General features: G+C 61.3%; 19 protein-coding genes. 5 read left to right on the top strand and 14 right to left on the bottom strand.

Annotated elements, in window-relative coordinates:
• Window positions 1–9 precede the first annotated feature (9 nt).
• The gene (locus VH564_RS04325; protein WP_423338555.1) at window positions 10–1,323 is read left to right on the top strand and encodes a lipoprotein-releasing ABC transporter permease subunit; all 1,314 of its coding nucleotides are present in this window, start codon (window positions 10–12) and stop codon (window positions 1,321–1,323) included.
• A gap of 16 nt (window positions 1,324–1,339) precedes the next feature.
• Window positions 1,340–2,023: an ABC transporter ATP-binding protein gene (locus VH564_RS04330; protein WP_423338556.1), complete on the top strand. Its 684-nt coding sequence runs from the start codon at window positions 1,340–1,342 to the stop codon at window positions 2,021–2,023.
• Between the two features lie 10 nt (window positions 2,024–2,033).
• Here VH564_RS04330 and VH564_RS04335 read toward each other — a convergent pair whose 3' ends face one another.
• The gene (locus VH564_RS04335; protein ID WP_423338557.1) at window positions 2,034–2,501 is read right to left on the bottom strand and encodes a DUF5680 domain-containing protein; all 468 of its coding nucleotides are present in this window, start codon (window positions 2,499–2,501) and stop codon (window positions 2,034–2,036) included.
• A 149-nt stretch (window positions 2,502–2,650) separates the two neighbouring features.
• Window positions 2,651–3,238 carry a hypothetical protein gene (locus VH564_RS04340; RefSeq protein ID WP_423338558.1) on the bottom strand — a complete coding sequence of 196 codons (588 nt, stop codon included), beginning with the start codon at window positions 3,236–3,238 and terminating at the stop codon, window positions 2,651–2,653.
• Between the two features lie 358 nt (window positions 3,239–3,596).
• Between VH564_RS04340 and dnaE the strand changes: the two genes are divergently transcribed.
• A complete protein-coding gene (dnaE, locus tag VH564_RS04345; protein ID WP_423338559.1) occupies window positions 3,597–7,091 on the top strand; it encodes a DNA polymerase III subunit alpha in 3,495 nt (1,164 codons plus the stop codon).
• A gap of 139 nt (window positions 7,092–7,230) precedes the next feature.
• Here the strand turns inward: dnaE and VH564_RS04350 are convergent, their stop codons facing one another.
• The 7 genes from VH564_RS04350 to VH564_RS04380 all read right to left on the bottom strand — a co-directional run bounded on the left by VH564_RS04350 (window position 7,231) and on the right by VH564_RS04380 (window position 13,568).
• Window positions 7,231–8,496 (bottom strand): L,D-transpeptidase family protein, encoded by a 1,266-nt coding sequence (locus VH564_RS04350; RefSeq protein WP_423338560.1) that lies wholly within the window; start codon window positions 8,494–8,496, stop codon window positions 7,231–7,233.
• Window positions 8,497–8,621: 125 nt separating this feature from the next.
• Window positions 8,622–9,287 carry an acyltransferase gene (locus VH564_RS04355; protein ID WP_423338561.1) on the bottom strand — a complete coding sequence of 222 codons (666 nt, stop codon included), beginning with the start codon at window positions 9,285–9,287 and terminating at the stop codon, window positions 8,622–8,624.
• A gap of 27 nt (window positions 9,288–9,314) precedes the next feature.
• The gene (locus tag VH564_RS04360; protein ID WP_423338562.1) at window positions 9,315–10,061 is read right to left on the bottom strand and encodes a hypothetical protein; all 747 of its coding nucleotides are present in this window, start codon (window positions 10,059–10,061) and stop codon (window positions 9,315–9,317) included.
• Window position 10,062: 1 nt separating this feature from the next.
• Complete coding sequence (locus VH564_RS04365) at window positions 10,063–11,133, bottom strand: GSCFA domain-containing protein (RefSeq protein ID WP_423338563.1); 1,071 nt, start codon at window positions 11,131–11,133, stop codon at window positions 10,063–10,065.
• A gap of 79 nt (window positions 11,134–11,212) precedes the next feature.
• Window positions 11,213–12,505, bottom strand: a complete 1,293-nt coding sequence (locus tag VH564_RS04370; RefSeq protein WP_423338564.1) for a DNA polymerase IV — start codon at window positions 12,503–12,505, stop codon at window positions 11,213–11,215.
• A 110-nt stretch (window positions 12,506–12,615) separates the two neighbouring features.
• Window positions 12,616–13,257: a hypothetical protein gene (locus tag VH564_RS04375; RefSeq protein WP_423338565.1), complete on the bottom strand. Its 642-nt coding sequence runs from the start codon at window positions 13,255–13,257 to the stop codon at window positions 12,616–12,618.
• Between the two features lie 2 nt (window positions 13,258–13,259).
• Window positions 13,260–13,568 carry a DUF3572 domain-containing protein gene (locus VH564_RS04380; RefSeq protein WP_423338745.1) on the bottom strand — a complete coding sequence of 103 codons (309 nt, stop codon included), beginning with the start codon at window positions 13,566–13,568 and terminating at the stop codon, window positions 13,260–13,262.
• Window positions 13,569–13,700: 132 nt separating this feature from the next.
• Between VH564_RS04380 and VH564_RS04385 the strand changes: the two genes are divergently transcribed.
• Together VH564_RS04385 and VH564_RS04390 are read left to right on the top strand one after the other, a co-directional pair.
• On the top strand, window positions 13,701–14,072 hold the full coding sequence (locus VH564_RS04385; RefSeq protein ID WP_423338566.1) for a response regulator: 372 nt from the start codon (window positions 13,701–13,703) through the stop codon (window positions 14,070–14,072).
• Between the two features lie 16 nt (window positions 14,073–14,088).
• Complete coding sequence (locus VH564_RS04390) at window positions 14,089–15,459, top strand: PleD family two-component system response regulator (RefSeq protein ID WP_423338567.1); 1,371 nt, start codon at window positions 14,089–14,091, stop codon at window positions 15,457–15,459.
• 805 nt (window positions 15,460–16,264) lie between these two features.
• On the opposite strand, the gene rpmG is transcribed toward VH564_RS04390, so the two are convergent.
• The 5 genes from rpmG to topA all read right to left on the bottom strand — a co-directional run bounded on the left by rpmG (window position 16,265) and on the right by topA (window position 23,593).
• Window positions 16,265–16,432 carry a 50S ribosomal protein L33 gene (gene rpmG, locus VH564_RS04395; protein ID WP_111220602.1) on the bottom strand — a complete coding sequence of 56 codons (168 nt, stop codon included), beginning with the start codon at window positions 16,430–16,432 and terminating at the stop codon, window positions 16,265–16,267.
• A 93-nt stretch (window positions 16,433–16,525) separates the two neighbouring features.
• A complete protein-coding gene (locus VH564_RS04400; RefSeq protein ID WP_423338568.1) occupies window positions 16,526–17,710 on the bottom strand; it encodes an MFS transporter in 1,185 nt (394 codons plus the stop codon).
• 309 nt (window positions 17,711–18,019) lie between these two features.
• On the bottom strand, window positions 18,020–18,475 hold the full coding sequence (locus VH564_RS04405; protein ID WP_423338569.1) for a DUF983 domain-containing protein: 456 nt from the start codon (window positions 18,473–18,475) through the stop codon (window positions 18,020–18,022).
• A 28-nt stretch (window positions 18,476–18,503) separates the two neighbouring features.
• Window positions 18,504–20,888 (bottom strand): ribonuclease R, encoded by a 2,385-nt coding sequence (rnr, locus tag VH564_RS04410; protein ID WP_423338570.1) that lies wholly within the window; start codon window positions 20,886–20,888, stop codon window positions 18,504–18,506.
• A complete protein-coding gene (gene topA, locus VH564_RS04415) occupies window positions 20,885–23,593 on the bottom strand; it encodes a type I DNA topoisomerase (RefSeq protein WP_423338571.1) in 2,709 nt (902 codons plus the stop codon). Before topA ends, rnr begins: the two co-directional genes overlap by 4 nt.
• Window positions 23,594–23,636 lie beyond the last annotated feature (43 nt).

The following is a 23,636-nucleotide window of genomic DNA, read 5'->3' on the forward strand; positions in this document are numbered from 1 at the left end:
ACGACAGGCATGGCGGTAAGCGGCGCGGCAGTGGCCAAGCAGGATAAGACGTCGGGCGCCCGCTTGGCGTCGCGGCCGTTCTCGGCGTTCGAGCGCATGGTCGCCTGGCGCTATCTGCGCGCCCGACGCAAGGAAGCCTTTATTTCGGTGATCGCCGGCTTCTCCTTCATTGGCATCATGCTCGGCGTTGCGACGCTGATCATCGTCATGTCGGTCATGAACGGTTTTCGCACCGAGCTGATCTCGCGCATCCTCGGCCTCAACGGCCATGTGATCGTCCAGCCAGTCGACACGCCGCTTAACGACTATGCGGAGCTGGCGAAGAAATTCGCGGCCGTTCCGGGCGTCACCATGGCACTGCCGTTGGTCGAGGGCGAGACACTGGCGTCCGGGCGCGGTGGTGTGGGCAGCGGTGCCTTGATCCGCGGCATTCGTACCGAGGACCTCGACAAGCTGAAGACTGTGTCCGGGAACATCAAGAGCGGCGATACGGTCGGCTTTGCCGCCGGCACCGGCGTGCTGATCGGCTCGCGCATGGCCCAGCAGCTGGGTCTTGCCGCCGGCGACCAGATCACGCTGATCGCGCCCGAAGGCGATGTCACGCCTTTCGGCGTCAACCCGCGGGTCAAGTCCTACACCGTTTCCGGTATCTTCGAGATCGGCATGTCGGAATACGATTCGTCCATTGTCTTCATGCCGCTTGAAGAGGCGCAGCTCTACTTCAACTCGCCGGGCATCGTCCAATCGATCGAGATCTTCGTCAACAAGCCAGATGACGTCGACATGATCAAGCCGCTGATCGAGGCGGCGGCCGGGCGGCAGGTGTTCCTGACCGACTGGCGCGCGCGCAACGAAACCTTCTTCTCGGCCCTGCAGGTCGAGCGCAACGTCATGTTCATGATCCTGACGATGATCGTGCTGGTCGCCGCGCTGAACATCATCTCCGGCTTGATCATGCTGGTAAAGGACAAGGGCAGCGACATCGCCATTCTTCGGACGATGGGCGCGACATCGGGCGCGATCATGCGGATCTTCTTCATGACCGGCGCGGCCATCGGCATTGTCGGCACATTCGGCGGCGTGGCGCTCGGTGTCCTCGTCTGCGTCAACATCGAGTCGATCCGCCAGTTTTTCTCCTGGGTGTCGGGCACCATTCTGTTCGACCCGCAGCTCTACTTCCTGAGCAAGCTGCCGGCAGAGATGAACCTGAGCGAGACGATCACCGTCATCGCCATGGCGCTCGGCCTGTCGTTCCTCGCCACGATCTTCCCCGCCTGGCGCGCCTCGCGGCTCGATCCGGTCCAGGCGCTGCGCTATGAATAAGGATGCCAGCATTTCCATGAAATCCCCCGTCGTGCTTCAGCTTACCGGCATCGATCGCCATTACGGCCAAGGCGAAACCGTGCTCTCGATCCTGAAGAACGCCGACTTCGCGCTTCGTCGCGGCGAGATCGTCGCGCTGGTGGCGCCATCGGGCACGGGCAAGTCCACTCTGCTGCACGTGGCAGGCCTGCTCGAGCAGCCGGACGGCGGCGATGTGAGCATCAACGGCAACCCCTGCAACAACCTTTCCGACGAGAAGCGGACAGCGATCCGCCGCAACGACATCGGTTTCGTCTACCAGTTCCATCATCTCCTGCCGGAATTCTCCGCCATCGAGAACATCATGATGCCGCAACTGATCGCCGGTCTCACGCAGAAGGAAGCCCGTGTCCGCGCGACCCAGCTGCTGGACTACATGCGCATCGGCCATCGCGGCGATCACCGACCGGCGGAACTCTCCGGTGGCGAACAGCAGCGCGTGGCCATCGCCCGCGCCGTCGCCAACGCGCCGCTTGTGCTATTGGCTGACGAGCCGACCGGAAACCTCGATCCAGGCACCGCTCACTACGTTTTCGACGCCCTGGAGGCGCTGGTCCGCCAGTCGGGTCTCGCCGCGATGATCGCCACCCACAACCACGATCTCGCTGCCCGAATGGACCGCCGCGTCACCATTTCAGATGGCAAGGTTGTCGAATTCTGATCAAGGCCGGTCAGGCGATGACAAGCCCGCCGCGATAGTCCAATTCATAAGCCACCGTCCCGCCGACCTCTATGTTTTCCTGGCCGCTGAAATGGCTCGATGTCCCGATATTCCGATCGGTATAGCGACCGAAGGCGTGATCGAATTCCAGTCCGCCAAGGAACCGTTTGTGGTCGATATACAGATGCATTAGCGCGGCCTTGATGACGCATCCCGCCTTCGAAGCGTCGATCAGCTGCGTGTCTGTTATGCGACCGAAATAATTCATCGCCCAGATCGGCTCGCCCATGAACCATATCACCTCCTGGCCAGCAAAATCGGTGCCGCCGAAATAACTGTCGAGATATCGCCATTCCCCACGCGCGTAGCCGATGTCATGTGACCCAGCCCGAGACGACGGCAGACTCATGCCGTTGGCCACATAGGTTTGTGACTTTGCCTCGACGATGAAGGCATTCAAACGCTCTTCGTCGACCATATGTTCTCCCCAGGAAGCATGTCCCTACGGTTGCATATCTTCGCGAGACAGTAAAGAACAAAATGAGAACAAAATTCACTGTAAGCTGTTTGTGCCGTGCGGCCCTTTCGCGATCTCTGGGACCTGCCTGAGTTTCACGGTCAGGGGAGTTAATCAGGGCTGATGCCGCAAGCCTTCATGCCGAACTCGTCGGTCCAGTCGCCAATCGCGACTGTCTTGACTTCCGCCTTCCGATCCTTGCCGCCGCTGCTGACCTTGCCGCTGAGGACGTTGTAGTCGCAGGTGCCGTTGTTGTCCGGGTCCAACGTGTCGTAATGGGTGTATGTGAAGCCAGCGACCACGAATGCGCCGTTGCGATAGGCGATGGTCAGTGTCTGTTCCCAACGGTCGCGGCCGATGCCGGAATTCTCCGAATGAACAGCGATCGATCCGCTCGGCAACGCGGCGATGGTTGGGTCCTGTCCGTAGAGACCATCGAGATTGCTGTTGCCGGCGACCTTTTGAGGCGCCGTCGCAGCCAGCCTCAGGAGGAGATGTTCCTTGTCGCGGAGGTAGATATAGATGCCGATATCCTCGGCCTCGTCCTTGGGTGCGACCAGCAGGGCGAGGTCCTGATTGCCGTCCTTGTTCCAGTCGCCAGTCGCGGCGCCGATGATGCGGTTCGGATCGATGTCGCCTGCCGCAGCGCTCGAAATTGCAGAAAGCGTGATGACCAGCGCCCAGGCTAAGCTCTTCATGATGTCCTCCTCTTGCTAACTCATAGCGTCGCATCGACGCCCGGTCCAGCGCGCATCATTGAGCCGCGATTGCTGTGAATTCAACGTCCAGAGATTCCCGTTGACTCCGGAATTAAAAGAGAACATATAAAGAACATAACAACACCGGAGAGGCCTAATGACCGATATTATTCGAGACGTCGCCGCTTTCACCTCCATCGTCATGTTTGTCGTCAGCCTGTCCATCATCGTCATGGCCATGTGATTTATCGGGTATGACCGCCGGCTGGCGGTCCTGCCGAGGGGAGTTGTTCTGGACTTTACCGACCGCAATGCCGACAATGGAGCCGATTCATTCGGGCATGCGGAAGGGCTTATCATGGCAGAGGCAAACGGCAGGGAAGGCGGTCCTATGGGACCTTCGCCGGAATTCGTGCACCTGCGGGTGCATTCGGCCTATTCCCTGCTCGAAGGCGCTCTGCCACTGAAAAAAATTCTGGCGAAGGCCGCCAGCGACAGCCAGCCTGCCATCGCCATCACCGATACCAACAATCTGTTCGTAGCCCTGGAGTTTTCGCAAAAGGCGATCGGCGAGGGACTGCAGCCGATCATTGGCTGTCAGGTCTCGATCGACATGGAGGATGCGGTCGAGGGTGAAAAGCGTGGTGGCCATCAAGGCCTCGCCAAGCTGCCGGCCATCGTGCTTCTGGCTGCGAGCGACGCGGGTTATGAGCGGATGGTCGATCTCGTCAGCCGCGCCTATCTCGGCGGCGACAACAGTCAGGCGGTGCACATCAAGGCTTCGTGGCTGGAAGAGCTCGGTACCGAGGGGCTGATCGCGCTCTCCGGCTCGGTTGGCGGGCCGGTGGATATGGAGATCAAGGAGGGCCATCCGCAGAAGGCCGTCGCCCGGCTGCTGCAGCTGAAGGCCCTTTTCGGCGACCGGCTCTATGTCGAACTGCAGCGCCACGGCACCTACGACCGCCGCCATGAGCAACGGATGATTGCGCTGGCCTACGAGCATGAACTGCCGCTGGTCGCCACCAACGAGGCCTTTTTCCCGACCCGCGACGACTACGACGCCCACGATGCGCTGATGGCCGTCGCCCACAATGCCATCGTTTCCGACGACAGCCGGTTTCGCCTGACGCCGGACCACTACCTGAAGAGCCGGGCCGAAATGGCCAAGCTGTTTGCCGACCTGCCGGAGGCGTTGTCGAACACGGTCGAGATCGCGGAGCGCTGCGCCTTTGTGCTGCAGACCCGCAAGCCGATCCTGCCGCGCTTCACCGGCGCCAGCGACGACCCGAAGGAGGCCGAACGAGCCGAGGCGCTCGAGTTGCGCGCCCAGGCCGTCGAGGGCCTCGACATGCGGCTCGCCACTCTCGGCATGGCGCCCGGCTATGAGGAACAGGTCTATCGCGACCGCTTGGAGTTCGAGCTGGGCGTCATCGAGCGCATGGGCTTTCCCGGCTACTTCCTGATTGTTGCCGACTTCATCAAATGGGCGAAGAACCACGACATCCCCGTCGGCCCCGGTCGTGGATCGGGCGCGGGCTCGCTGGTCGCCTATGCGCTGACCATCACCGACGTCGATCCCTTGCGCTTCTCGCTGCTATTCGAGCGCTTTCTCAACCCCGACCGTGTGTCGATGCCCGACTTCGACATCGACTTCTGCCAGGACCGCCGCGAAGAGGTCATTCGCTACGTTCAGAAAAAGTATGGCCGCGAGCAGGTGGCGCAGATCATCACCTTCGGTTCGCTGCAGGCCCGCGCCGCCCTGCGCGACGTCGGCCGCGTGCTGGAAATGCCCTATGGCCAGGTCGACAAGATCTCCAAGCTGGTGCCGAACAATCCGGCCAATCCGGTCACGCTCGCCCAGGCGATCAAGGACGAGCCCCGCTTCCAGGAAGAGGCCGACAAGGAGCCTGTCGTCGCCCGGCTGCTCGACATCGCCCAGAAGCTGGAGGGTCTCTATCGCCACGCCTCGACCCACGCCGCCGGTATCGTCATCGGCGACCGGCCGCTGTCGAAGCTGGTGCCGATGTACCGAGATCCGCGCTCCGACATGCCGGTTACCCAGTTCAACATGAAATGGGTCGAGCAGGCCGGCCTGGTGAAGTTCGACTTTCTCGGGCTGAAGACGCTGACGGTGCTGAAGGTTGCGGTCGATTTCTGCAAGCTGCGCGGTATTTCCGTCGATCTGCCCACCATTCCGCTCGACGACAAGGAAACCTACGAGAAGCTCGCCCGCGGCGAGACGGTCGGCGTGTTCCAGGTGGAAAGCCAGGGCATGCGCAAGGCGCTGCTCGGCATGCGGCCGGACTGCATCGAGGATATCATCGCGCTGGTCGCGCTCTATCGCCCGGGCCCGATGGAGAACATCCCGACCTACAATGCCCGCAAGCATGGCGAAGAGGAGATCGAGTCGATCCATCCGATGATCGACCACCTCGTCAAGGAAACGCAAGGCGTCATCGTCTACCAGGAACAGGTGATGCAGATCGCCCAGGTGCTGTCGGGCTATTCGCTCGGCGAGGCCGACCTGTTGCGCCGCGCCATGGGCAAGAAGATCAAGGCGGAGATGGACCAGCAGCGCGTCCGCTTCGTCGAAGGTTCGATGAAGAACGGCGTTTCCAAGGGCCAGTCTGATATCATCTTCGACCTGCTTGCCAAGTTCGCGAACTACGGCTTCAACAAGTCGCATGCCGCCGCCTACGCCATCGTCTCCTACCAGACGGCCTACATGAAGGCGCACTACCCGGTCGAGTTCTTGGCCGCCTCGATGACCCTCGACATGGCCAATACCGAAAAGGTCAACGACTTCCGCCAGGACGCCAAGCGCCTCGGCATCGAAGTCGTGGCGCCGTCGGTGCAGACCTCGTTCCGGCATTTCCAGACGGGCGACAAGACGATCTACTACTCGCTCGCTGCCATCAAGGGTGTCGGCGATGCCGCCGTCGAGCACATCGTCGAGATGCGCGGCGACAAGCCCTTTGCCAGCATCGAGGATTTCTGCCTTCGGATCGATCCGAAGCAGGTCAATCGCCGCGTGCTGGAAAGCCTGCTCTATGCCGGCGCCTTCGATTGCTTCGGCCTCGATCGCGCCCAGTTGCTGGCGGGGATGGAGCGGCTGATCGGCTATGCCCAGCTTGCCCAGGAAAACCGGCGCAGCGGCCAGCACGACATGTTCGGCTCGGGCTCGGCCTCCGGCCCGGAGAAGATCTCCTTCCCGGCCTTCACCCCCTGGCTTGCCTCCGAGCGGTTGCTCAAGGAATTCCAGGTCCTCGGCTTCTACCTCACCGCCCATCCGCTCGACGCCTACAGCGCCGTGCTCGACAAGCTCAGGGTGCAGAGCTTCGCCGACTTCTCGGCCGGCATCAAGCACGGCGCCGGCAACGCCCGGCTGGCGGGCACCGTCATCGCCAAGCAGGAGCGCAAGACCCGCACCGGCAACAAGATGGGCATCTTCGTCTTTTCCGACGCCACCGGCCAGTTTGAGGCAGTGATGTTCTCGGAGCTTCTGGCGCAGTACCGGGACATCCTCGAGGTCGGCAAATCCTTCGTGCTGACGGCCGCTGCCGAAGAACGGCCGGAAGGCATCAGCCTCCGGCTGAATTCCGTGCAGTCATTGGAGGAAAAATCGCTGCAGATGCAGAAGGCGATGCGCGTCTTCGTGCGCGATTCAGGCCCTCTGAAGATGGTCGCGGCCCACCTCAATGCCAGGGGCGACGGGCTGGTGTCGTTCATCGTTATCAAGGAGGACGGCAAGCGCGAGGTAGAAGTGGCGTTGCCCAACAAATACCGCATCTCGCCGGAAATCGCCGCCGCCATGCGCTCGGCTCCGGGAGTGATTGACGTGGAGCTGGTGTAGGGCGGAATTCATTTAAATGGGACGTCAGCCTCGGAAATCTCCTTAACGGGCAACGTCGCCGACACTCCGGCGGATCGGCTCGTACGCCGGTCGAGCGCCTGTAACGCGTCGCGAGGCGGACCTAGGGTCACGCGTAGCGTTACCCCTTTTTCGTCGCCAACCCGCCTTTCCGCGTGATGGTGATGAAGTCGGTGCCTTTGCCGGTTTCCGGGCCGACGCCGGTGTCGGAGATGGTCAGCGACGAGCCTGCCGTCAGCAGATCCTCGACCTGGCGCCTGATGTCGTCCGGGACGGTGATGCGGTCGAGCGCCCGTTCTGCGGCGTCGAAGCCTTCCGATACCCGCTCGCTGGTGATGCCGTAGCGCTTCTTCGCCTCCTTCGACAGATCGCCTTCCAGCGTCAGGCCGTACCACTGCGCCTGGCCGCTGGTGCGGTCGACCTCGTGGGCGGTGAAGAAGTGCGTTCCGAGCGCCTCCTGCGGCTCGGCGATGGTGGCGGAGGCCTCCAGCACCGGCTTGAAGCCCTGGCGCACCAGGATCGCGCCGTTCGGCGGCTCGCCCTTGCCGGCGGCGGCATAGACCGCCTTCATCAGATCCGGCCCGATCAATCCGCCGGTGGCTGGCATGGCATGGGCGCTGCGAAAATCCCGGATCGCCTGGACCGTTGCCGGGCCGAGATAGCCGTCGGCCGTGCCGGTGTCGAAACCGAGGCCGGAGAGAAGCTGCTGCAGGTCGCGCACGTTTTCACGCAGCCCTCGGCGCGTGATCAGGATGCTGAGCGGTGCCTCGTTGCGCGGAGCGGCAAGGGGCGGGGGCGGCGGCAGCGCGGCGGTGTCGTTCATCGCCACTTCAACCGGCTCCGAGCGGACCAGGAAGCCTGGTGTCGTCGGACGCAGTTCCAGGTCGGAAAACATCGGTCCGTGGGTTGAAGGCGCCAGCGGATGAAACAGTGTCGCATGGGCGATCGGCTGCGGCACGACGGCGGCGTCGGCGATGACGACATGCACGCCCGGCTGTGTCATCTCATAGAGCTTCTTGGCAAAGGCCTTCGGCATGCGGACGCAGCCATGCGACGCTGGGTAGTTCGGCACTGAATTGGATTCGTGCAGCGCGATGCCGGACCAGGTCAGCCGCTGCATGAATGGCATCGGCGAATTCGAATAGATGTTGGAGCGGTGGTAGATTTCTTTCTCCAGCACCGAGAATATGCCCATCGGCGTCGAGTGGCCGGATTTTCCGGTAGACACCTTCGATGTGGCGACCACCGTGTCGCCGTCATAGACCGATAGCTGCTGCCGGTTCGTCGAGACAACGATCTGCAGCACGCGGGCATCGGTGGCGCCAGCCGGATGGGTGAGTGCGGTGGCCGAAAGCAGGCCGATACCAAGAACCAGACGCGAAAACATGATGGCTACCAAAACGCAATACTCGTGAGCGCGACGATAGCGGTCGAAGTTTAAGGAAGGCTTGAGATGGCCTGCGCTTCAAGTTAAGATTGTAATGATGAATAGGGTGCGTCGTGTGGGTATGCCTAAAAGGGTGTAGGTGTCCAGACTGGGTGATCGAGTTCATCAAGATGATCGACGATCGTCTTGATATGCATACTGAGATGCGCCCGATCCCAGACGATATCTTCTCGCGTCACTTTCGCGGGCGAACCGACGGCGATGCAATGCGCGGGAATGGCAGCGCGGACATAGGAGCGATAGCCTATGACGGAACCTTCACCGACCACCGCACCGCGCCCGACCGCGACATGGGCAGCAAGCCAGACGTGGTTTCCGATCTCGACGGAAGAACTCTTGTTGATGCGTTCTCCGGACGAGCGATCAAAAATCGGATGAGCGTCGTCTGTGCGTATATCCACCGAAGAGCCAAACAGGCAATCGTTGCCGATCGTGACCGTCTGCGCCTCCAAGGCCGAAATGAAGCAGTTGCCGGTGGCGTAAAGCGTATGGCCGATTGAGATTCGCCCGGCTATTCCGAGACGCATGCTACCTCTGTATTCCGAATTTCTGCCGATAAATATCTCGCCGTCGTCCCCATCGAAATGAATGGTGCAGTTCTCAAGGATAACGCCGGCTTCGATAATCAGTCGGCAGCGTCTGGCATTAAACAAGATTTTCAGAGAGTCGGTACTGACCGGGCGACCGATGACGACGTTTCCGTTTCGGTCTTCGAACTGCGTATCGGTCATGGAAAGAGTCCCAGCGTTAGAGCCAGGTCAAACTGTGCAAGGCTGTTGGTGGGCATCGGTTTCCCTCAGGATTTTTGCAAGCATCAGTTTCCCGTAGTCGACATTTGCATGGTGATCACCAGGTGCGCGGGAGAACCTATCCAACATCGAGCCATGCTCGTCGTAAGCCTCGGCCGGTGGCAGGTGGAAAAGGATCCCGCGAGACTTCAGTTGGTCCGCGACATGGTCGCGGTAGCGATTGTACATCATCGCAATCTCGCCCGTGGCCATAGTCTCACTGCGCTCATTGCCGCGATAGCTGCTCGGCACCGGGCAACAGGAGGCGACCGAAAAGCGGACGTTCATCGACTGCAGCCGGTCGAAAAACGCAAGCGGCTCGCGTGTGACATCCTTGATGATCGCCAGAAATGCCTTCTCGGAGACGTAGTGGCGCCCCGCCGCCTGCGCTGTCACCGTATGGCACCGCCAATGCCGGGGTTCGCATCCGAAACTCGGATAGAAGCCGAACATAAAGACGAAGGTGCGGCTGTCGTTCGGGAGAATGACCGCCGGCGTGTCGGGATTGATTTTGGAGAACACCGCCTTCGCGGGCGGCTGAGTAAAGGCTAAGCCATCGCCTTCCGGGGCGTAGAATGGCTCAAGGAAATGATAGCCGTACCCGAGCTGAGCGATCTCCAGGTGACCATGCCGGCTGTGGAACATGCCGGTGTGACGCTCTTTCAGATAGGCCTGGCGGAGGGCGGCCGTGTGGGAATCGCCGACAATCAACAGCATCTTACAATCCCTGGGTCAGCAACAGTTCTTCGCAGACCACATCCATCGCTGCGACAACCGGTATCCGCGCAGTTGCCTGCTCGTTCGCGGATCGCTGTTCTGTCGGTGGGTGCGAGGCAAAGAAATGCGACATCACATAATCCACGCCCGCGGGATGGACCGACCGCATGTTCGGCTCGAAGAACATACCGCGCATCGATGGCCCGGTTATCAGTTCGTAGGAGGGAAAGTAGTCGACAAAATCAATTTCCTGCGAAAGGTGACCGGCAACCGCCCGCAGCACGGACTTGGAGTAAGATGTGGCCGAGAGCACGTGCTGATCCGATTTCGTTGCCGTCAGCGGCACCGGCGAAACGGTGAGCAGGAAGCGCATAGCCGGATTTACAGCGCGGACTTTGCCCATGAAAGCCACGAGATCCTCGAATATCTCGAAGTAGGAGAAGTTCTTGAATTCGTATTGGCTCTCGTCGAAGCTGCCGGCAACGGTTCCCGGGCAGAGCGGAAAAACGGCGCCATCGGCCTTTGAAACCCAGGCTTCGGTCAATCCGAGCGTAAAGATGAACACATCGGATTGGAGAAAAACCGTCTTCACCGCCTCAAGATGGCTGCGCCGACTGTTTTCGAGGTCCTCGACGCTGACGAAGGGCTCTGGCTCCAGGGCTGGGCGGAACGGATCAGAAACCCCCAAACCATTTTTCCAGGCGGGCTCTCTCGGGACAAACGAGCCAAAGGCACGCTCGAAGGTCTGGAGCATCTGCCGGACAGTGTAAATATTGCAATATCGCGCGGAGTAGACGCCGTAGTTGAACGATCTCGCCAGATCGACGGGAAAGAGCGGCGGGGCCGGCTCGTAGTCGCAGAAATTGAAGCCACTTTCTCGCAGCTTGCGGGCTATGTGCTGGGCAAAGCAACTGCCGGCGGTCACTATACGATCTTCGGCGGTGATCGGGAATTTGCTGCGGTAGATATCCTCGAGAGAATAGGGGCTCTTTTCAGCAACCGCCTTGCGCCATACCGAGCGGTCGCTCAGCCGCCGATAGGGGTGATCGCCGTAGTCTGTCTCGATAGCCATCCACTGTCCCTTGAAGATTGTCTACCGACAGTGCGGGAGCGGCCTTGTGGCAAGCTTGTGCGTCTCGCCATAACCCTTGCTATCTCTCCCGCTTGCCGCTGCCGAAGGTGTAGCCGGTTTCCACCGAGGCATTGCCGAATTTGGCGCGCAGCTTGTCCATGGCCGCTTCGGCGGCGGCTCTGCGGGCAGCGGGCTCGTCGACGAGATCTGGCGGATCGGCCCGCTCGGCGTCGCAGAGGTCCGTCACGCCGATGCCGAGCAGGCGAAACTTCGTGCCGTCCGCCTCGCTCTCGAGCAGCCGCAGCCCGGTGCGAAATATCCGATCGGCCAACTGCGTCGGATCCTCTAGCTTGCGATTTCGCGTACGGCCCTTGAAATCGGCGGTCTTCAATTTGAGGACCACGGTGCGCCCGGCAATCTCGCCCTTCTTCAGTCGCCTCGAGACCTTTTCCGAAAGATTGCGCAGGATCGGCACAAGATCGTCGTAGCGCGATATGTCATCGAAAAAGGTCGTTTCCGCCGAAACGCTCTTGGCCGGATCGTTGAGATGCACGTCCCGATCGTCGATCCCGCGCGACAGCCGGAACAGGCGCTGTCCCATAACGCCGTAACGGCGCATCAGGGCGCCTTCGTCCATTGTCTGCAACTGCCCGATGATGCGGATGCCGTCGCCCTCCAGCGTGGCGGCAAAGGCCTTGCCGACGCCCCAGATGGTCGTAACCGGACGCGGCGCCAGGAACGAAACGGCCTCCTGCCGGCCGATCACCGAAAAGCCGCGTGGCTTGTTGAGGTCGGAGGCGACCTTGGCGAGGAACTTGCAATAGGAAAGCCCGACCGAGACACTGATGCCGATCTCCGCCTGCACCCGTCGCGCAAACTTCGCCAGGGTGCGGGCCGGCAGGTCCTGATGCAGCCGTTCGGTGCCGGCCAGCTCTAGGAATGCCTCGTCGATCGACAGCGGCTGCACCAGCGGCGTCAGCTCCTCCATCATCGCCCTGACCTCACGGCCGACGCGCGCATATTTCTCCATGTTCGGGGGTATGACGATCGCCTGCGGACAAGCCTCCAGCGCCTTGAACATCGGCATGGCCGAGCGGACACCGTGGATGCGGGCGATATAGCAGCAAGTGGAGACGACGCCGCGTTTTCCGCCGCCGATGATCACCGGCTTGTCGGCAAGTTCCGGATTGTCGCGCTTTTCCACCGAGGCGTAGAAGGCATCGCAGTCGATATGGGCAAGGGTCAGCTCGTTCAATTCGCGGTGGTAAATGAGCCGTGGGCTGCCGCAGGCACGGCATCGCCTCGCGACAGCTGGCTGTTCGCTCAGGCAGTCGCGGCAGAAGCCGGGCATGGTTTCAAGGGCGTTGGTCATGGCGTGAACAAATGTTGAACATTGCCACTCTATGCATTATGCTAGCGCCACTCAAGGATGAAAAATGGCGGCGGAGGCAAAGCGTGTATGAATGCCGAGACGATCTGCCATCACGCGCCGATATGATCCCGGATCAGCCTCTCGGTAACATCCCAATTCTCCGCGCTGACGATACCTTCCGAAGGGACCGGCAGGAAGGGGCGGAAGTCGGCGTTGGCCATGAGGTTGATCAGCAGGCAGTCTGGCACGGCCGCGCCGACCGAAAGCAGGTTTCGCTCGATATCGTCTATGAACACCACGGGTTGATCTCGCTCGCCGTGCAGCCGGGCGAGCACCGGACCTTTCGGCTGCTCCGTGGCGATCATGGGGAAGTGCAGGCCGAAGCCGTCGAGCAGCGCCCGGCGGACCGGCCGGTGCCGAGGCGGCATGGCGGTAAGAAAAACGATATCCGCATCTTCCGCGAGCGAGGTCAGCGTTTCGATGACCCGCTCCGCGGGCGTCTGCCACTGATCCTGAACGCCGAAGAAGGCCTCGAGAAAGGCAGAAACCGTAGCGTCGTCGGGCTGTTCGCCATCCCGGGTGGAGACGATGTTGCCGTGCAGGCGGAAAGAGCGCGGCAGCAGGTCGTGGTCGTTGGCGCGCAGGTAGCGGGTGAAGGGTGTCAGGAACTCCAGCACCACCTCGTCGACATCGCAGACGACAAGCGGCCTGTCCCGAAGCGGAACGTCTTCTATATCCGTTGTCTCGTCCAAGATCAGTATTCTCCAGAGCCAAGGCTGGCCCCTGAAAAGTGGGCGGAGGCAGCCATGACCGCCTCGGGCGCCGTGCCGCTTGCCTCGCAGAATGCCATCAGTGATGGTTCGTGGTTCATCAAGAAATCGAGCAGACCGCCGAGAAAGCTTGGCTCGTTGACGGCATTGCGTAGCTGGGAAGGCTCCATGCCGGTGATCGCGAGGAACCGGCCGAACATGTCAGGCTCGCTTGCCAGCCAGCCAAGGACAGCAATGGCGATTTCCTGCGGATCGGCGTCCTTGCCTTTCGGCTTCTTGAAGTTGCTTTGCATTTCGCGGGGCAAATTACCTATTTCTCAACCAAATGCCGATAGCGTCGCGCTCATGGATTTATCGAATCGGCTTCCGCGCGACCTTATATTTTCGCCAACTGGATTCAAGGCCGCTCGAGGGGACACAGTATTATGCCCAAACAAGTGATGATTGTCGAAGACAATGAGCTTAACATGAAGCTCTTTCGGGATCTCATCGAGGCGTGCGGCTATACTACGATCCAGACCCGCAACGGCATGGAGGCACTTGAGCTTGCCCGAAAGCACCGGCCGGACCTGATCCTGATGGACATTCAGCTGCCTGAGGTCTCCGGCCTGGAGGTGACGAAATGGCTGAAGGAGGATGATGAGTTGCATGTCATTCCCGTCATTGCGGTCACCGCATTTGCGATGAAGGGCGACGAGGAGCGCATTCGCCAGGGCGGTTGCGAGGCTTATGTCTCCAAGCCGATCTCCGTTCCCAAGTTTATCGAAACGATCAAAACTTATCTGGGCGACGCCTGAGCGTCGGAAAAACCATATGACCGCGCGAATCCTGGTTGTTGACGATATTCCGGCGAATGTGAAACTGCTCGAAGCCCGGCTTCTGGCGGAGTATTTCGACGTGCTGACGGCCGACAATGGCGCGGACGCTCTGGCGATCTGCGACACCGCTCAGGTCGATCTCATCCTCCTCGACATCATGATGCCTGGCATGGACGGTTTTGAGGTCTGCGAACGGCTGAAGGCCAATCCGCGAGTCTCCCACATTCCCGTCGTCATGGTAACGGCGCTGGACCAGCCGGCCGACCGCGTCCGTGGCCTCAAGGCCGGTGCCGACGATTTCCTCACCAAGCCGGTCAATGACCTGCAGTTGATCTCGCGGGTGAAAAGCCTGCTGCGGCTGAAGACGTTGAGCGACGAACTCCGTGCGCGCGCCGATACGGCGCGCAATCTCGGCTTGGATGACGGGCGCATAGGCGAAGGCAAGGGCGAGGAGACGCCGCAGGTGCTGCTGGTCGACGGCCGCGCCAACTCGCAGGAGCGGATTATCCGTGCCTTGAAGCCGATCGCCAACGTCGTCGCCATGTCGGACGCCCAGGCGGCCTTGTTTGAGGCTGCCGAAAGCCCTTTCGAGCTGGTGATCGTCAATTCCAACTTTGAAGATTACGATCCATTGCGGCTTTGCTCGCAATTGCGCTCGCTGGAGCGCACGCGCTTTTTGCCTGTTTTGTTGATTACCGAGCAGGGCGGTGACGACATGATCGTCCGCGCTCTCGAGCTTGGCGTCAACGACTACATCGTCCGGCCGATTGATCCGAATGAGCTCGTGGCGCGCTGCCTGACCCAAATCAAGCGCAAGCGCTATAACGACCGCCTGCGTACCAGTGTCCAGCAGACCATCGAGCTCGCGGTGACCGATGCCCTGACCGGGCTCCACAATAGGCGCTATCTGGACAATCATCTGGCGATTCTCTTCAAGCGCTCGGTCCAGCGTAGCCGACCGATGTCACTGTTGATCACCGATATCGACCGCTTCAAGTCGGTCAATGACGCCTACGGCCACGATGCGGGCGACCAGGTGCTGAAGGAGTTCGCAGCGCGCGTCCGCGCATCGGTACGCGGTGCGGATCTCGCTTGCCGCTTCGGTGGAGAAGAGTTTGTGATCGTCATGCCTGACACCGCGCCGGAGGTGGCTGCTGCCGTCGCTGAGCGCCTACGGGTCGCCATCGAAAGCATTCCCTTTATTCTGCGCGATAGCGGCCAGGCGCTGCATGTCACCGCGTCATTCGGCATCTCCTCTCGCCAAGCGACGACCGACGGGCCCGAGGAATTGCTGCGGCAGGCCGACCGCGCGCTCTACGCGGCAAAGAACAGCGGCCGTAACTGCATCGTTGCCGCCGCCGCTTGATCTGCGGTGCGAACTGCCTCTCGGATACCAGAGAGACGGTTTTCCACAGTCATTACTAAAGTTTAATGCGGGGACAATTCTGCCGTGGCAGTCGAGGTCCAGAATGTCCTCGCAGTAAAATTGACATCATATTGTGATAGATGCAGCAAAACGAAACCGGAGAATCCATCCGCTCGCAGGATATTTGCGCAATATTTCAAAAAGAGAGTGATTTTTTAGCTGATTTAAATAGACATAAACTCGTTATTGTTGTGATTTTACTCTGTTGTCTTCAAAAGTATATTTAATAAAAAATTGAAATGAATAGAATACTTTAAGTAAACTGCGATTTGTAGAATGCATCTGAGATTTTTGCTGAAGAAGATTGCAGAGTAAAAGTACACTCCAGACAGCAGCGTTTAACCATAATGTGACTCAATTGTTATTTCGTGCCAACGGTTCTTGATTTTAACTCATTTTTAAGCGAGCTTAACTGCAGAGGATATCGTCCATTTGGACAGAGATACCCCATGATGCTCAGGTCCGCCGCATCACCTGGTCGTGGGGTTTGTTGGCCGAAGTGCATGTCCCGCGGTTCCTCGTACCGCTCTGCACCCGGTCGACGTTTAGTGAACGCCGCTCTTTCCCGCCGGAAGAGCGGCGTTTCTCGTTTCCACCGCAGACCCGAACAACAACGAACTACTATATTAGCAAATTATTATTTACACTGCTGCTAGCCGATATGCAACGCTGACGAGGGTAGACCGGCATTAAAAAAGGCGCGACCCGGACCGGGCGCGCCTTCAAAAAAGTCGAAATGAAGACCTTACTTGATCTTCGTTTCCTTGAACTCGACGTGCTTCTTGGCAATCGGGTCGTACTTGGTCTTGTTCATCTTGTCCGTCATCGTACGGCTGTTCTTGGTGGTGACGTAGAAGAAGCCAGTGTCGGCGGTCGACAGAAGCTTGATCTTGATTGTTGTTGCCTTGGCCATGGTCGTCCTGCCTTTAAGAAAAGTGATGCCGTGGACGGCCGGTTGCGGTCCACGGCAAATTATGGCGCGAAATTACAAATCGCGCCCCAAAAGTCAACCCCTGTTCCCCAGGAACAGCAGCCGGACGCCCGAAAGCAGCACATAAAGCCCGAAGAAACCGGCGATGGCCCAGGCAAATCCGTCCGTGCCTGCAAGGTCGATGGCGGTGCCGATAGCCTGCGGACCGGCTACGGTGCCGATCGCGTAGCAGAACACGAAGGCTGCATTGGCTGCGGCAAGGTCCGGGCCGGTGAGCTGCGAACCCAGGTGGCTAAGGCCAACCGTATACATCCCAGACACGCAGCCACCCCAGAACAGCAGCAGCGCCGCCGTGACGATCCAGTTGCCGACGAGCCAGGGCAGCGCCAGCGCGCCGACCAGGCCCATACAGCCCATGATGACCAACAGCGGCCGTTTGTCGCTCAGCCTGTCCGAAAGCAGCCCTAGGGGGATCTGGAAGACGACGTTGCCGATGCCCATCATCGTCAGGAGCAGGGCCGCATGCGATTCGGTAAAGCCGTTGCGGGTGGCATAGATCGGAAAAAGCGATAGCCCACCGGCCTCGACGGCGCCGAACACAAAGACTGCGGCTGTGGCTGTCGGCACCAGGAAGACATAGCGCATGAAATGCATCTCGGGCTTTTCTTCCAGCACCGGGCTTTCGTTGCGGGCAATGAAGATCGGCAACGCGGCGGTCAGGATCGCGACGGCGCCGATGACGAAGGGCAGGATGCCCTCGCTGCCGACCAAGGAGAAGATCAACGGACCGGCGGCAAAGCCGAGCGACAGCACCGTGGCATAGAGCCCGAGCACGAAGCCACGCCTGGACGGCGGAGACGCTGCGTTGATCCAGAATTCCGAGAGGATAAACAACGTCGTCGTCGCGCCGTGGAAAACCAGGCGCAGCGGGAACCACATCCAGAAATCGGTGGCATAGTAGAAACCCACGGCACTGATCGCCGATAGGAACACTGCCCACATCATCGTCGAGGCCACCCCGAGATGATGCGCCAAGCGGGTGGTGATGGGGGCGGCGATCATCGCTGCGACCCCCGCCATGGCGGTGTTGAGGCCGATCAGCGACGAGGAAATGCCGCGCTTTTCGAGAATGATGCTGAAAAGGGGCAGGCCGAGGCCGATGGCAATGCCAACGGCCGAAATCGATGAGATCGCGGCGAAAAGCGAGGGCCAGTGAATTTCTTCGACATGGCCGACTTTGCTGTTCGTCGGTTCAGTCATGGTTGATCCTTACAGCATGGGCGGATTGTGGATCCGCAAAGCAGGAGAGACACGTCGCAATGCCGTTGATCTGGCAAAGCTGGAGCGGTTTTTGTTCTTTTCGGTTCAATTGGCGGCGCCGCATGACCGCCCGCATGTTCAGACAAGAAACGTTGCGCATGTCAAGTCAAGCTCGACTGCAACGCGTGGCCGAATCGGAAAAACCGGGGGATCGCCCCGCCTGCCGATCCTATGGCGTCCGCCCATGACGGTATGACGTCATCATACGGATAGAGACGTGTTTGGATGGGATTGGGGCGAGGAAACTGCTCACTTCGCGCCGCTGCCATCGTCAAACTCGTCCGGCCTATCCTCCTGTCCGCCGAAGCCGTGCATGCGCAGCGCCCATTGCAGGCCGATGACGCCGCCCTTGATCGGCTGGATCACGGCCAGCGCCGTCACGACAGTGATCGGCGCCCAGATGGAGAGCGTTGCCCACATCGGCAGATGGTAGAGCGTGTCCGCGATCATGTAGCCGCCGACGACGACATGGCCGAGCACCAGGATGACCAGGTAGGGCGGCAGGTCGTCGGAGCGGTGGTGAAAGATCTCCTCGCCGCAGGCAGCGCAGCTGTCCACCGGCTTCAGGAAGGCGCGGAACAGCTTTCCACGCCCGCAATTCGGGCAGCGGCTGCACATACCGCGCAGGATGGCCCGGCCGAGCGGGCGCTCCGTTTTCTCAGGCCTGCCATAGCGAATGACAGGGACTGAACCGCTTGATGACATCTCGTCTCCTCCAGCCGCCCTCCAGCAGCTATTTTCGACCGCGCGGGGGCCTCGTCCCCGGCTTCTTGCGCACCGGCGTGGCACCGCGGCCAGACTTGTGGAACGAGCGCATGCCGCGCGGCAGCTCGCGGCCCTCGCTCAGCATCTCGAAGCGCAGCGCACCTGCCAGCGGCACGGCCTCGACCAGCTTGACCTTGACGCTGTCGCCCAGCCGGTAGCCAAGCCCGGTCCGGTCGCCGACCAGCGCCTGGTGCGCCTCGTCGTAGATGTAATAGTCGTTGCCGAGCGTCGAGATCGGAATGAAGCCGTCTGCGCCGAACTCCGGAAGACCGATGAACAGGCCAGACTTGGTAACGCCACCGACCCGGCCGTCGAACTCTTCGCCGACGCGGTTGGCAAGGTGATGGGCGATCAGCCGGTCGACCGTTTCGCGCTCGGCCGCCATGGCGCGGCGCTCGAAGGTCGAGATTTCGGCAGCGACATCGTCGAGCCCGGCTTCTTCCTCCGGCGTGATGCCGCCTTCGCCCAGTCCGAGCGACCCGACGAGCGCCCGATGGACGATCAGATCGGCGTAGCGGCGGATCGGCGAGGTGAAGTGGGCATATTTCATCAGGTTGAGGCCGAAGTGGCCGATATTTTCCGGGCTGTAGATCGCCTGGCTCTGGGAGCGCAGGACCATTTCGCTGACCATCGTCTGGTGCGGCGTGCCCTCGGCCTTGGCGAGAATGCCGTTGAAGTTGTTGGCCCGCATGTTGCCGCCCTTGGCGAGCGGAATGTCGAGGGTGGCAAGGAAGGTCCTGAGAATCTCCTGCTTGGCCAGCGACGGGCCGTCATGGATGCGGAAGATCAGCGGCTGGCGCTGCTTCTCCAGCGTCTCGGCAGCGGCGACGTTCGCCTGGATCATCATCTCTTCGATCAGCTTGTGCGCATCGAGTCTCGGCGGCACAACGACGCGGTCGACGGTGCCATCCGGCTTCAGCTGGATTTTGCGCTCCGGCATGTCGAGCTCGAGCGGCTGCCGGCGGTCGCGACCGCGCTTCATCACGCCATAGGCGTGGTAGAGCGGCTTCAGGATCGGCTCCAGCAGCGGGCCGGTCTGGTCGTCCGGCGTGCCGTCGATCGCCGCCTGCGCCTGCTGGTAGGAGAGCTTCGCCGCGCTCTTCATCATGATGCGGTGGAAGGTATGGCCGATCTTGCGGCCCTCGCGCGAAAACACCATCCGCACGGCCAAAGCCGGACGGTCGACGCCTTCCTTCAGCGAGCAGAGATCGTTCGAGATCCGCTCCGGCAGCATCGGCACGACGCGATCCGGGAAATAGACCGAGTTGCCGCGTTTCTGCGCTTCACGGTCCAGCATGGATTTGGCGCGCACATACCAGGAGACGTCGGCAATGGCGACGTTGACGATGACGCCGTCGACATTGTCGGGCGAAGGATCGAGTTCTGCATAGACGGCGTCGTCGTGGTCCTTGGCGTCGGCCGGATCGATGGTGATCAACGGCACCTTGCGCCAGTCCTCGCGGTTTTTCATCGTCGCCGGCTTCGCGTCGTCGGCCTCGGCCAGCACCGGCAGCGGGAAGATATGGGGAATGCCATGGGCATGGATGGCGATCATCGAGATCGCCTTTTCCGAGCCGACGGCACCGAGTACCGACAGCACCTTGGCGCGCGGCAGGCCGAATCGGCCGAGACGCGCGACTTCGATCTCGACCAGATCGCCGTCCTTGGCGGTTCCGATATCCTCGGGATCGATGACCATTTCCTCGCCGCGCCGCTCGACCGGCATCAGCCGGCCGCCGCCGCCGGGCATTTCGCGGAAGACACCGATGGCGGCGCTGCGCTTACGGTCGAGAACCTTGATGATCCGTGCCGTATAGGCGGGTCCGCCACGGTCGCCGGCCGGAAAGATCTTCGCCAGTACCCGGTCGCCCATACCGGCCACGGGCGCCTTGCCCTTGCCGTTGCGGCCGGCCGGCGACGTTGTCTGGCGGATGGCCACCGCAGGCGCCACGCCGGCATCTTCCGGCCATTCGGCCGGGCGCCCGATCAGTTCGCCATCCTTGTCGCGGGTGGTGATGTCGAGCACGGTGACGGGGGGCAGGGCGCCGGGTCGCATCAGCGACTTGCGGTTCTTCTGCACCATGCCGTCCTCTTCGAGGTCGCGCAAAAGGTTCTTCAGTTCGACCCGCTGCTCGCCCTTCAGCCCGAAGGCCTTGGCAAGCTCGCGCTTGGAGGCCTGTTGCGGGTGGTCGGCGATGAAGCGCAGGATGACTTCGCGCGGCGGCAGCACACCCTGGATGATCGCCTCGCGGGCGGGCACTGTCGCGTCGCCCTTGCCGGCCTTGGCAGGCCGCACCGGCTTGCCGACGCGGCGTTCAACGGGGGATGGTCTGCTGCGCGGGTCTCTGCTCACTCTGCGGCCTTCTTCACTGTCTTCTTGGCAGCCGGCTTGGCGGCGGCCTTTGCTGCCGGCTTGGCTTTCGCCGCCGGCTTGGCTGCTGTCTTGGTCGACTTGGCCGCTGCGGCGGCTGTCTTTGCCTTGGGCGCGGCCTTGGCCTTCGGCGCGGCCTTTGCCTTTGTCGCCTTCGGCTTGGCCGGCTTGCCCGCCTTCTCGACGATCAGGGCGAGGGCCTCCTCGACGCTGACGCTCTGCGGGTCCTTGCCCTTGGGAAGCGTCGCGTTGACCTTGCCCCAGTTGACATAGGGTCCGTATTTGCCGTCGCGCACGGTGATCTTGCCGCCACCATCCGGATGGTCGCCGAGATCCTTAAGCGCTGCCGGCGTGCCGCGACCGCTCGGCCCCTTCGCCTGCTTGTCGGCGAGCACTGTCACGGCCCGGTTGAGGCCGACGGTGAACACGTCCTCGATGGTCTCGAGATTGGCATAAGAACCGTCATGCAGCAGGAAAGGTCCGTAGCGGCCGAGGCCGGACGAAATCATCTTGCCGCTTTCCGGATGCTTGCCGATATCGCGCGGAAGCGAGATCAGCGCCATCGCCTTCTCATAGTCGATGTCCTCTGGCTTCCAGCCCTTCGGCAGCGACGAGCGCTTGGCTTCCTTGCCTTCGCCGCGCTGGATATAGGGACCGAAGCGGCCGGAGCGCAGCGTCAGTTCTTCCTCGGTCACCGGGTCCTTGCCGAGCGCCTTCGGCTCGCTAAGACCGGTCGATTCCGCATCCGTGCCGCCTTCCGACGACAGCTGGCGGGTGAAATTGCAGTCCGGATAGTTCGAGCATCCGACGAAGGCGCCGTACTTGCCGAGCTTAAGCGACAGGTTGCCGGTGCCGCAGACCTGGCAGATGCGCGGATCGCTGCCGTCCTCGCGGGTCGGGAAGACCAGCGGTGCCAGTGCCTCGTTCAGCGCGTCGAGCACATTGGTGACGCGCAGTTCCTTGGTGTCGTTGATCTGGGCGAAGAAGGCCGTCCAGAATTCGCGCAGCACGTCCTTCCAGTTCAATTCGCCGGCCGAAATCCGGTCGAGCTTTTCTTCGAGGTCGGCGGTGAAATCGTATTCGACATAGCGGGTGAAGAAGTTTTCGAGGAAGGCGGTGACCAGCCGGCCCTTGGCCTGCGGCACCAGCTTGCGCTTGTCGATCGTCACATAGTCGCGGTCGCGCAGGGTCGCCAACGTTGCAGCATAGGTCGAGGGTCGGCCGATGCCGAGCTCTTCCATCTTCTTGATCAGCGTCGCTTCCGAGTAGCGCGGCGGCGGTTCGGTAAAATGCTGGGTGGAGTTGATCTTCTGCTTTGCGAGGTTTTCGCGTGCGTTGATTTCCGGCAGGCGGCCGTCCTCTTCGCCGTCATCGCTCTGCTCGCCATCTTCCTTCTGGTCGGTATAGGCGGCGATGAAGCCGTCGAAGCGGATGACGGAGCCGACGGCGCGCAGGCCGGCCTTGTCGCCGCCGTTCGTCGCCAGGATCTCGACGGTGGTCCGCTCGATCTCGGCCGATGCCATCTGGCTGGCGATGGCACGCTTCCAGATCAGGTCGTAGAGACGCAGCTGGTCGGCATCGAGCGCGCTGCGCAGATGATCGGGAATGCGGTTGAAATCGGTGGGGCGGACGGCTTCGTGCGCTTCCTGGGCATTCTTTGCCTTGGAGGAATAGAATCGGGCCTTTTCCGGCAGGTAGCGGTTGCCGAACTGGCTGCCGATGGCGCTGCGGGCAGCGTCGATCGCTTCGGGGGCCATCTGGACGCCGTCAGTACGCATATAGGTAATCAGACCGACGGTCTCGCCGCCGATGTCGATGCCCTCATAGAGCCGCTGCGCCACCTGCATGGTGCGCGAGGCGGAGAAGCCGAGCTTCGACGAGGCGGCCTGCTGCAGCGTCGAGGTGGTGAAGGGTGGCGACGGGTTGCGCTTGACGGGCTTTGCCTCGACCGTGTCGACGACATAGCTGGCGCCTTCGAGCAGGGTCTTCAGATTGCCGGCCTGTTCGCCATTGGCAACGGAGCGTGCCTGCAGGCGCTTGCCGTCGGCCATGGTCAGGCGTGCCTCGAACTCGTCGCCACGCGGCGTCTTCAAGAGCGCCGAGAGGTTCCAGTATTCCTCGGACACGAAGCGCTCGATCTCGGACTCGCGGTCGCAGACCAGACGCAGCGACACGGACTGCACGCGGCCGGCCGACCGGGCGCCCGGCAGCTTGCGCCACAGCACCGGCGACAGATTGAAGCCGACGAGATAGTCGAGCGCCCGGCGCGCCAGATAGGCGTCGACCAGCGGACCGTCGATATCGCGCGGGTTGGCCATGGCGTCGAGAACGGACTTCTTGGTGATGGCGTTGAAGACGACGCGCTGCACCTTCTTGGTGCCGATCACCTTCTTCTTGTTGAGAAGGTCGAGCACATGCCAGGAGATCGCTTCACCCTCGCGATCCGGGTCGGTCGCGAGGATGAGGCCATCGGCCGTCTTCATCGCATCCGAAATATCCTTCATGCGCTTGGCCGAGGCCGCGTCGACTTCCCAGAGCATCTCGAAGTCTTGGTCCGGCAGAACCGAACCGTCCTTGGCAGGCAGATCGCGCACGTGGCCGAAAGACGCCAGGACCTTGTAGTTGGGTCCCAGATACTTGTTGATCGTCTTGGCCTTGGCAGGCGATTCTACCACTACAACATTCATCATCATTCTCTAAATAGGAGGTCCAGCCGGAAAGAAACATGCG

The sequence above is a fragment of the Rhizobium sp. HT1-10 genome, assembly GCF_049472505.1.
GTDB lineage: Bacteria > Pseudomonadota > Alphaproteobacteria > Rhizobiales > Rhizobiaceae > Rhizobium.